This is a genomic window from Stenotrophomonas sp. Sm10, from assembly GCF_030985515.1.
Taxonomy (GTDB): Bacteria; Pseudomonadota; Gammaproteobacteria; order Xanthomonadales; family Xanthomonadaceae; genus Stenotrophomonas; species Stenotrophomonas hibiscicola.
This window is the reverse complement of record NZ_JAPTFO010000053.1, coordinates 23,231-32,913: the sequence shown is the minus strand read 5'-3', so window position 1 is coordinate 32,913 and position 9,683 is coordinate 23,231. Positions and strand designations below refer to the sequence as shown.

9 protein-coding genes are annotated in these 9,683 nt (G+C 67.2%); all 9 read right to left on the bottom strand.

Going from position 1 to position 9,683, the window contains the following annotated elements; all coding sequences use genetic code 11:
* Window positions 1-89: 89 nt before the first annotated feature.
* The 9 genes from O0J15_RS14625 to O0J15_RS14585 all read right to left on the bottom strand — a co-directional run bounded on the left by O0J15_RS14625 (window position 90) and on the right by O0J15_RS14585 (window position 9,645).
* A complete protein-coding gene (locus tag O0J15_RS14625; RefSeq protein WP_134735836.1) occupies window positions 90-338 on the bottom strand; it encodes a hypothetical protein in 249 nt (82 codons plus the stop codon).
* On the bottom strand, window positions 335-547 hold the full coding sequence (locus O0J15_RS14620; RefSeq protein WP_021203037.1) for a hypothetical protein: 213 nt from the start codon (window positions 545-547) through the stop codon (window positions 335-337). Before O0J15_RS14620 ends, O0J15_RS14625 begins: the two co-directional genes overlap by 4 nt.
* Before the next feature lie 263 nt (window positions 548-810).
* Window positions 811-2,241 carry a replicative DNA helicase gene (locus O0J15_RS14615; protein ID WP_019660415.1) on the bottom strand — a complete coding sequence of 477 codons (1,431 nt, stop codon included), beginning with the start codon at window positions 2,239-2,241 and terminating at the stop codon, window positions 811-813.
* Between the two features lie 212 nt (window positions 2,242-2,453).
* Window positions 2,454-3,014 carry an NADPH-dependent FMN reductase gene (locus tag O0J15_RS14610; RefSeq protein WP_021203035.1) on the bottom strand — a complete coding sequence of 187 codons (561 nt, stop codon included), beginning with the start codon at window positions 3,012-3,014 and terminating at the stop codon, window positions 2,454-2,456.
* A gap of 66 nt (window positions 3,015-3,080) precedes the next feature.
* The gene (gene asnB / locus O0J15_RS14605; protein WP_021203034.1) at window positions 3,081-5,024 is read right to left on the bottom strand and encodes an asparagine synthase (glutamine-hydrolyzing); all 1,944 of its coding nucleotides are present in this window, start codon (window positions 5,022-5,024) and stop codon (window positions 3,081-3,083) included.
* A 3-nt stretch (window positions 5,025-5,027) separates the two neighbouring features.
* Window positions 5,028-7,307 carry a thiamine pyrophosphate-dependent enzyme gene (locus O0J15_RS14600; protein WP_308305861.1) on the bottom strand — a complete coding sequence of 760 codons (2,280 nt, stop codon included), beginning with the start codon at window positions 7,305-7,307 and terminating at the stop codon, window positions 5,028-5,030.
* Window positions 7,308-7,369: 62 nt separating this feature from the next.
* Entirely contained in the window at window positions 7,370-8,026 is a 657-nt protein-coding gene (locus O0J15_RS14595) for a glutathione S-transferase family protein (protein ID WP_031269994.1), read from the bottom strand.
* A gap of 110 nt (window positions 8,027-8,136) precedes the next feature.
* The gene (locus O0J15_RS14590) at window positions 8,137-8,679 is read right to left on the bottom strand and encodes a GNAT family N-acetyltransferase (protein ID WP_019660420.1); all 543 of its coding nucleotides are present in this window, start codon (window positions 8,677-8,679) and stop codon (window positions 8,137-8,139) included.
* A 123-nt stretch (window positions 8,680-8,802) separates the two neighbouring features.
* The gene (locus O0J15_RS14585) at window positions 8,803-9,645 is read right to left on the bottom strand and encodes a glycine zipper 2TM domain-containing protein (RefSeq protein ID WP_031269992.1); all 843 of its coding nucleotides are present in this window, start codon (window positions 9,643-9,645) and stop codon (window positions 8,803-8,805) included.
* Window positions 9,646-9,683: the final 38 nt, after the last annotated feature.

Here is a 9,683-nt window from a genome sequence, read left to right as displayed (position 1 = left end):
GGGGGGGGGTTTTTTTGTTCCTAATTCCCCTGTCGGGCCGCGCCCACGCTCGGCTGCCCTGCACAGGCCGCCGAGCATTGGGCTCGGCGCTACACCTTTCCGGCCGGCTTCTTCGGCGGATCGTCACAGATGCGGTGCTGGACCACGGTTCCACCCGCCTTCCACTCCTTCACCACCCGGCAGCGCTCCCTGGGCTTGACCGCCCTGGCCGCTGCAGCATCCGCCTCATCGGCAGCGGCGGCCTGCTGTCGTTCCAGCCATGCGGACGACGGTGACACCGGTGTGGCCGGTGCCGGCCCCGCAAGCAATGCCAGCGCGACCAGCATCACCGCCCTCATGCCGCCACCGGGCCGCCGCCGAGCAGGCGCGCGGGCAGCATGAACAGCGCGCGCAGGAACGCAAACAGCGCCGAGAACGTGATGCCGACCAAGCGGAACGGCAGGCTCAGCAACCAGACAAACGGCCACGCGATCAGGGCGAGGACCGCCAGCGGCCAGCACAGCACGAACAGCACGCACCACACACCGAGCGCGAACAGGGTCTTCATCACGGTCTCCTTGTGGCGGCACCTTGCCGCCTGCCGACACGTTGGCGCCCTGCCCTTGCCGCGCGCAAACGGTTTGCGACGAAACCGGGCTGGGGGCGATGAAACCGACCCAGCGCCGGTGCAACGCCGAGCCCATGCCCGGCTGCGCTTCGTGGCGACCGCATGGAACCGGCGCTGCACGGGGGCGCCGACAGCGGCTCCTGCCGCTGCCTTGGGCTCTACAGCGCCCGATGGCGGTTGCCGGCCAACGGCCGGCACGACCGTTACTCGAACGAACCGACCGAATCGTGGGCCAGGTTGTCGAATCGGGTGTATTCGCCAAAGAACTTCAGCTTGCACGAACCGGTCGGGCCACCACGGTGCTTGCCGATGATGATCTCGGCCAAGCCCTTGTCTGGCGAATTTTCCTTGTTGTAGTAATCGTCGCGGTAGATGAAGACGATCATGTCCGCGTCCTGCTCGATTGCGCCCGATTCGCGAAGGTCGGCCATCACCGGGCGCTTGTCGGTACGCGTTTCCAGCGAGCGGTTGAGCTGCGACAACGCGATCACTGGAACGTTCAGTTCCTTGGCCAGGCCCTTCAGCGAACGCGAGATTTCCGAGATTTCAGTCGCGCGGTTCTCGCTGTTGCCCGGCACGCTCATCAGCTGCAGGTAGTCGATCACCACCAGGCCCAGGTCATGCTCGCGCTTGAGGCGGCGGCACTTGGAACGCAGCACTTCAGGCGACACGCCGGGCGTGTCGTCGATGAAGATCTTGGTTTCCTTCAGCATCTTGATTGCGCTGGTGACACGGCTCCAGTCCTCGTCTTCCAGCTGGCCGGTACGCAGGCGCTGCGCGTTGATGCGGCCATTGGAGGAAATCAGGCGCATCGCCAACTGCGCGGCCGACATTTCCATCGAGAACACGGCCACGCCTTTCTTCGATTTGATCGCTGCGTACTCGGCGATGTTCAGTGCGAAGGTGGTCTTGCCCATGGCCGGGCGCGCGGCAAGGATGATCAGGTCGGTCGGCTGCAGGCCGGAGGTCATTGCGTCGAAATCGGTATAACCGGTCGGCAGGCCGGTAATGTTGCCGCCGTTCTCGAAACGACTGCGCAGCTCTTCGAAGGCATCCTTCAGTGCACCGGGCATCGCCACGAAATCGGTACGGCCGCGTGCGCCCTGTTCGGCGATGGCGAACACGCTCTTTTCTGCCGAGGCCAGCAGCTCGCTGCTGTCACGCCCTTCGGGCTGGAAGCCGTCGTTGACGATATCCGTGCCGACCTGGATCAGCTGCCGCAGCACCGCCTTGTCACGCACGATCTCGGCATAGGCCACGATGTTGGCGGCTGACGGCGTGGTACTGGCCAGCTCGACCAGGTAGGCGCCATCACCCACCAGTTCCATCTTGCCCTGCGATTCGAACCACTCGCCCAAGGTCACCGCATCGAACGGCCGCTCGCGCTCGGACAGCTCACGGATTGCGCGATAGATCATCTGGTGGTCGCGGCGGTAGAAGTCGCTTTCGGTCAGCTGGTCATTGACCCGGTCGTAGGCCTCCGGGGCCAGCATCAGGCCACCCAGCACCGCCTGCTCGGCTTCCACCGAATGCGGCGGTACCCGCAGCTGGTCGATGCGCGACTCGTCGCGTTCGCGATCGAAGCCATCACCGCGCTCTCTGCGGTTGGAACGGAAGCCGGGGCGAGCGGACATGCTGCGATGTTTCCTGCAAAAGTGGGCGAGACGAGTGTAGGCATGTGCCGCCCCCGGCGGCGATGGACAAGCCTGTGGATAAACCGTGGGAAAACGGGGGATATCCGCCGGTACCTGGCCAGACTGGCGTGGGAGCGTCGCACTGCCTGCGACGGGCGCCGTTGCGGCGCCCGAGCACGCATTATCGCAGATGGGGGTGTCGACCGCTGGCGTCAATCGCCCTTGACGTGCACCGCGATCAGCGCCAGGAACCGGTCCATATAGCCCTGCAGGAATTTCTGCGTGCCCTCGTTGTGGACCGTGCCGTCGGCATCGATCAGGCCGTCCTTGAAATGAATGAATGCCTCTGGCTGGCCGAGCACGTGCATGTCCAGGAAGGCCAGGCTGTTGCGCAGATGCTGCTGGGCCACGGCGGTGCCGATCTGGCCGATGGAGGCGCCGATCACCGCCGCCGGCTTGCCGGCAAACGCACTGTCACCATACGGGCGCGATCCGATATCGATGGCGTTCTTGAGCACGCCGGGCACCGACCGGTTGTACTCGGGTGTCACGAACAGCACCGCGTCGGCGGCGCGCACCTGGTCCTTCAGCCGGGTGCCCTGCGGCGGATAATCGGCGTCGAAATCCTGGTCGTACAACGGCAGATCGCCGATCTGCACATACTGGAAGCGCGCGCGATCACCGGCGAGCTTCTCCAGCGCATGGGCCAGCTTGCGGTTGCAGGAATCCTTGCGCAGGCTGCCAACGAACACGGCGATGGTGGGGACGGACATCGGGACATACTCCTCACGGTGCGGGAGCACCAGCCTAGTCGCCGGGCCCTTGCAGGCCGGTGAAGATCAGCCGCCCGTCACGCCCGCACGCACCTGCCGCCAATGCGCCTGCCAGGCCTGGAACATCAGCACGTTCCACAGATGGGTATGCCACTTGCGCTGGCCGCCGAGGAACTGCTGCCACAGCGGCTGTATGGCGGCCGCCGACAGCACGCCCTCCCGCTCCAGCCGTGCCGGCTGCAACAGGTCTTCGGCCCACGGCCGCAGGTCGCCCTTCAGCCAATCACTGACCGGTGCGCCGAAACCGCGCTTGGGACGGTGCACCATCGACTGCGGCACATAACGGCCCAGCACGCGCTTGAGCAGCACCTTGCTGGTGGTCTCACTGCGCTTGAAGCCCAGCGGCAGCGACCAGGCGAACTCGGCCACGCGTGAATCCAGCAACGGTGCGCGCGCTTCCAGGCTGACCGCCATCGAGGTCCGGTCGACCTTGCACAGCAGATCATCCGGCAGGTAGGTCAGGTAATCGGCCAGCATCATCGCGTCGGCCGGTGTGCCGGCGCCGTGCAACGGATCGGCCAGATCATAGAAGCTGCCGGCAGCCTGCGCGCCGGGCACTGCCGCTGTCGGGTCGCGCCAGCGCGAGATGCGGTTGCGGTACACATCACCGATGCCACGCGCGCCGGACTCGGCCAACAGCGCGGCCAGGCCGCCGGTACGCGAGGCCTCGCCCTGCTGCTGGGAGCGCGCGCCCATCCAGCGCCGCAGCGGCCCAGGCACGCGCCCCAGCATCTGCCAGTTGCGCAGCGCGCGCACATAGCGGGTGTAGCCGAAGAACAGTTCATCGCCACCATCGCCGGAAAGCGCCACGGTCACGCCCTGCCGCGCCAGCCGGGCGACCAGCGCGGTCGGTACCTGCGAGGCATCGGCGAAGGGTTCGTCAAACATCGCCGGCAACTGCGGCACCACCGCCAGTGCATCGGCGCCACTCACGTAGAGTTCGGTGTGGTCACAGCCCAGGTGCGCGGCCAGTTCCTTGGCCAGCGGCGCCTCGTCGTGGCTCGAATCGGTAAATCCGATGCTGAAACTGTGCACCGGCTGCCCGCTCTGCGCCTGCATCAGCGCCGCCACCAGCGACGAATCGGTACCCCCGGACAGGAACACGCCCACCGGCACGTCGGCCACCATGCGCAGCGCCACTGCGTCGCGCAGCAGCCCGTCCAGCTGCTCCTCGGCCTCCTCGATGCGGCCCTGGAACGGCGCAGCCAGCGCCGCCTGCATGCGTGCACGTGCATCCCAGTAGGGGCGCTGCGCCTGTTCCGGGCGATGCGCCGAAGCGCCCGCCGCCACGGCTTCGGCATCCAGGCGCAGCACGCGGCCCGGCATCAGCTTGTAGCAGCGCTGGTGGATGCTGTGCGGGGCTGGAATGTAGTCCAGCCGCAGCAGCAGGGTCAGTGCGTCACGGTCGATGTCGTTGTCGAAGGCCGGGTGCTGCCACAGCGCCTTCAGTTCGGAGCCGAACACCAGGGTGTCCCCGGCCCAGCCGTAGTACAACGGCTTCTTGCCAACGCGGTCGCGGGCCAGCCACAGGCATTGCTGCTGGCGGTCCCACAGCGCGATGGCGAACATGCCGTTGCAGCGCTGCAGGGTGTCTTCCATGCCCCATTGCAGGATCGCTGCCAGCAGCACCTCGGTGTCGGAGTGACCACGGAAGACATGCCCCAATGGCTCCAGTTCTGCACGCAGGGCAGCGAAGTTGTAGACCTCGCCGTTGTACGCCATCACATAGCGGCCGTCGGCCGAAGCCATCGGCTGGTGGCCCAGCGGCGACAGGTCGAGAATGCTCAGGCGACGGTGTGCCAGCGCGATGCCTGCACCGGCATCGACCCAGTTGCCGCCATCATCCGGCCCGCGATGGTGCAGCGCTTCGCCCATGGCCAGCACCTGCGCCTGCAGTAGCTCGGCCGACGCCACAGGCGCCGGCAACAACATTCCCGCCAATCCACACATGCATCAAGGTTCCTGCGCCAGTTCAAGGGCGGCGCCAATCACCGCATTGTCGCTTGGAAGCCCGAACATTGCTGCCCCCGCCAACGGGGTGTAGGTATCGGCACCGCAGACCCGGCGCAGTGGCAGATGGCCGAAACCGGCCTCGACCAGTGCGGTCACCACGCCCTCGCCCACCCCGCCACTGTGCCGGCCCTCGTCCAGCACCAGCACCCGCCGTGCGCTGGCGGCCTGGGCGGCGATGAAGCCGGCATCCAGCGGCACCAGCCAGCGCAGGTCGACCACCCGCACCTGCCAGTCCAGCTGCTGCCCGATGGCTTGCGCTGCGCGCAACGCCATCGGCACGCCGTTGCCATACGTGTAGACCACCAGATCGCCCGCCTCCGGCCCGTAAACACGGCCTTCGCCCGGCACCAGTGCCCGGCCCTGGGCCGGATAGTCGAACAGCCACTGGCCATCGCCCGGCTCATGCAGATCCTTGCTCATGTACAGCGCGATCGGCTCCAGGAACACCGCCACGCGCCCATCCACCCGCGCCAGTGCGGCCAGCGTGCGCAGCATCATCACCGCATCGTCGCCGCGCGACGGGCAGCCGACCACCAGCCCGGGGATGTCGCGCAGGGCGGTGATCGAGTTGTCGTTGTGGAAGTGGCCGCCGAAGCCCTTCTGGTAGCCCAGCCCGGCCACCCGCAGCAGCATCGGGTTGCGGTACTGGTCGTTGGAGAAGAACTGCAGCGAACAGGCCTCGCCACGCAGCTGGTCGATGGCATTGTGCAGGTAGGCCAGGTACTGGATTTCCGGAATCGGCAGCATGCCCATGTTGGCCAGGCCCTGCGCCATGCCCAGGATCATGGTTTCGTCCAGCAGGGTGTTGAACACCCGGCGTGGCCCGAAGCGGCGCAGCAGATCCTTTGTGACAGTGTACACACCGCCCTTCTGGGCCACGTCCTCGCCGAACAGCAGGCTCTGCGGATACTTCGCCAGCAATTCCTGCAGGCCGTGGTTGATCTGGATCGCCAGATGCCGCGGCGCCTGTCGTTCGGGCAATGCCTCGATACCACCATAGAGTGCCTCGCGCGCTTCGGCAGCGACCTCGCGCTGCGCTTCGGCCTGCACCGCTGCCGGCGTGTACGGTGCGAGCGGCGCCATCACCTCCCGCAGCGACCCCAGCTTCGCCCCGCCTTCAGCCTCGGTGGCAGCGGCCATGCAGCGCGCACGCATCGTCTCGTAGGCCGTCTCGATCGCGGCCGCATCCATCCAGCCCGACTCCAGTGCGATCTGCGCCGAGCGCAGCAGCGGATCCTGCGCCTCGGCCGCGCACAGCTCCGGCAACGCCCGCCATTCCACTTCGAAGTCGGTGCCGGCGTGGCCCATCAGGCGCGTGGTGCGCAGATGCAGGAAAGTCGGTCGCCGCGTTCGCCGGCAGTGTTCCACCGCGGCCTGCACCTGAGCGTGCCCGGTGGCCAGGTCCAGCCCGTCGGCGAAGAAATAGTCCAGCCCCGGCTGGTGGCTGAAGCGCTCGGCGATCCAGCCATCGGGGGTCTTCACCGAGATGCCCAGGCCGTTGTCCTCGCAGACGAACAGGATTGGCGCCGGCAGTTTCTGGTAGGCCGCCCACATCGCGGTGTTGAACGCCGTCTGCGCGGTAGCGTGATTGGCCGAGGCGTCGCCGAACGAGCAGAGCACGATACTGTCGGCGGGAACCGGCAGCGCCTGCGCCAGCCGCTTGCCACTCTCGATGGCCAGCGCGGTGCCCAGCGCTTTCGGCAGGTGCGAGGCGATGGTCGAAGTCTGCGGCAGCACCCACAGCGGCTTGCTGCCCCACACTTTGTGGCGGCCACCACTGGCCGGATCATCGGCGCAGGCAGCGAAGGAAAGCGCAGCATCGCGCAACGGGTCGATGCCCGGCACCTGGCGCGAACGCTCGGCCATGAAGGCGCCGGAACGATAGTGCAGGAAGGCAGGATCGGTGTGCCGGCAGGCCCGCGCCAGCAGCGCGTTGCCTTCATGGCCGGACGACCCGATGGTGTAGAAGACCTTGTTCTGCACGCGCAGCACGCGCGCCATCAGGTCCAGCTGGCGGCTGGCCAGCTGCGAGTCGAACAGTTCATCGAAGGCGGCAGCGGTGAGCGTACTGCCGGGCAGGATCGGAGCATCTGCCGCGGGTCGCGGGCGCGGCGTCCCGCGCCACCCGCGCACCGTCTCAAGGAAATTGACGTCGCACACCTCGGCGCGGTTGAGCCCCCGCATGCGTGCGGGAATCGGATCCGGAACCACAGCGAACATCGAACACCCTCCGTGTCGTTGTTGCGTTCCGCCCGGCAATACCGGGCGCTACCCTGTGGGCATCAAGCCGCCTCGAAACGCGAGCGCACCTCGGCGGTCACCGCCGGCATCGGCAGGAAGCGCGGCTGCGCACGCACGCGCTGCAGCCAGGCGCGCACCTCGGGGAATGGCTCCAGGCTGATGCCGCCCTCGCCTGCCACGTCGGTGTAGGCAAACAGGGCGATATCGGCGATGCCGTAGCTGCTGCCGGTGAACCACTGCGCCTGGCGAAGGTGCTGCTCCATCACCGCCAGCGCGGTGGCGGCGCGCTCGTGCAACCGTGGCAGCTCGGCGCGGCGTGGCGAGTCGGGCGCCGTCCAGCCCCGGATGAAGCGCGCTACCGCCACGCACGGCTCGTGCGTGTACTGCTCGAAGAACATCCAGCTCAACGCCTGCGCACGCTCCCAGCCATCGCTGGGCAGGTAGGGCGTGCCTTCTGCCAGCCAGAACAGGATCGCGTTGGATTCGGTCAGCACGCGGCCGTCGTCGCGGACGATCAGCGGCACCTTGGCATTCGGGTTGAGCGCAAGGAATTCGGGCGTGTGGGTCTGGCCATGAGCACTGTCCACTTCCACCCAGCGGTAACGGCTCCCGAGCTGCTCAAGCAGCAGCCGGACCTTGTGGCAATTGCCCGAGACCGACATGCCATGCACCGTCAGCGGGACGCGCTCTTCCACCATTGCCTGCTCCATCGGATCCGGCCGGCGGCCGGCTGCGTGCAGTCTGGCAAGTGCGCCAGGGAATGCCAAGCGCGGATGCAGCATGGCACCCCGGTAGTGCCGGGCAACGCTCAGCGCGCGCGTTGCCGCCACTGCTCGCGCGACTGGCCCCAGATCTGCATCGGCTTGTCGTTGTAAGGCGGCGGCAATTCGCCCATGCGCAGCAACCTGCTGCCGAGCTTGCGCGCGACCGCCCGCGAGTTGTCGTTGTTCTCGGCGATGGTATGGATCACCTCGTGCCAACCCAGCGTGTCGAAGGCCCAGTCGATCGCCGCGACCGCCGCTTCCGGCGCATAGCCCCGGCCCCAGCTGGCGCGGCGGATGCCCCAGCCGACCTCGGTACCCGGCCAGTCCTGCGGTTGCCAGGGGCCCATCCGCCCGATCCAGTCCCCGCTGGATTTTTCGATCACGCTGAACATCGAGAAGCCGAACAGCTGCCAGGCGCCAGCCAGGCTACAGAAGCCGCGCCAGGCTACCGAAGGCGGCTGCACGCCACCGAGGGTGCGCATCGTTTCCTCGTCGGCGCAGAACGCCAGATAGGGTTCGTAGTCCTCGCGCCGCAGCGGGCGCAGGATCAGGCGCTCGGTTTCCAGGCGCAGGTCGAAGATGCTCATGCCGACTCCATGTCGAAGGGGCCACCATGATGGTGGATTCGGCCTCCACACGGATGAATGCCCGCGCTCACAACGAAACGGGCCGGCATGCGCCGGCCCGTCGGGTACAGCACGTATTCTGGATTACTGGCGCGTGGCCGCAGTGGCGTCGGCAGCAGCGGTCTGCGTGACCAGCTGGCCATCGACCACCGGCAGGCGATCGCTGGCCGGCTTGTTGTCCATGCGCACGGTCTTCTCGGCGCCGTCGTAGCGGTAGGTCACGTTGTAGCCCTTCACCACGTCATTGGTGCCCATGGCGATGCGGTTGCCCGGCTTGCTGGCCATGCGCATGGTACCGGTGGTGCCGTCTTCGTTGCGGTAGGTCACGTTGTAGCCGGTAACACGGCTCGACTCGGAGGTGGCGGTCTCGGTGTGGCACTGGCGCTCGGTGCGGTTGACCACGCGGCCACCCACGTGGCGCTTGTCGATCTGGTTGCCGATGAAGCCACCGGCCACCGCGCCTGCGGCGGTCGCGGCCTTCTTGCCGTTGCCGCCGCCAACCTGGTTGCCGAGCAGGCCGCCGACCACGGCGCCGACCACGGTGCCACCGACGTTGCCATCACGCTCCGGCAGGCGTTCCTGCACGGTCACGTCCTGGCACACCTCGTGCGGGGTCTGGGTGGTGGAAGTCTCGCGCACGGGATCGGTGCCGATCACAGTGGCGTAGGCCTTCTGCTTCTCGGTGATCGGGTCGACCTTCAGCACGTCGGCGTATTCCAGCCCACGCGGCGCAGACGGGTCGAGCCTGTCACCACGTGCGCCATCGTCGGTGGCACTGCCGTCGACCAGGCGCGACTCGCCATTGGGGGTGGTGGCGCTGATGGAATCGGGCGATTTGTCGCCACTCTTCATGAAGGCGGCGGTGGCGATGCCACCGACCAGCAGCGCGCCCGCTGCGACCAGGACAGTTGTAGTTGTGCTTTTCATGACCTGCTCCTTGCGGACCATCCGCAACGTTCTCGAAC

What these genes read in the sequence shown, in the direction of transcription:
- O0J15_RS14625 (WP_134735836.1), bottom strand. Translation starts at nt 338, where the DNA reads ATGAGGGCGGTGATGCTGGTCGCGCTGGCATTGCTTGCGGGGCCGGCA.
- O0J15_RS14620 (WP_021203037.1), bottom strand. Translation starts at nt 547, where the DNA reads ATGAAGACCCTGTTCGCGCTCGGTGTGTGGTGCGTGCTGTTCGTGCTG.
- O0J15_RS14615 (WP_019660415.1), bottom strand. Translation starts at nt 2,241, where the DNA reads ATGTCCGCTCGCCCCGGCTTCCGTTCCAACCGCAGAGAGCGCGGTGAT.
- O0J15_RS14610 (WP_021203035.1), bottom strand. Translation starts at nt 3,014, where the DNA reads ATGTCCGTCCCCACCATCGCCGTGTTCGTTGGCAGCCTGCGCAAGGAT.
- asnB (WP_021203034.1), bottom strand. Translation starts at nt 5,024, where the DNA reads ATGTGTGGATTGGCGGGAATGTTGTTGCCGGCGCCTGTGGCGTCGGCC.
- O0J15_RS14600 (WP_308305861.1), bottom strand. Translation starts at nt 7,307, where the DNA reads ATGTTCGCTGTGGTTCCGGATCCGATTCCCGCACGCATGCGGGGGCTC.
- O0J15_RS14595 (WP_031269994.1), bottom strand. Translation starts at nt 8,026, where the DNA reads ATGGTGGAAGAGCGCGTCCCGCTGACGGTGCATGGCATGTCGGTCTCG.
- O0J15_RS14590 (WP_019660420.1), bottom strand. Translation starts at nt 8,679, where the DNA reads ATGAGCATCTTCGACCTGCGCCTGGAAACCGAGCGCCTGATCCTGCGC.
- O0J15_RS14585 (WP_031269992.1), bottom strand. Translation starts at nt 9,645, where the DNA reads ATGAAAAGCACAACTACAACTGTCCTGGTCGCAGCGGGCGCGCTGCTG.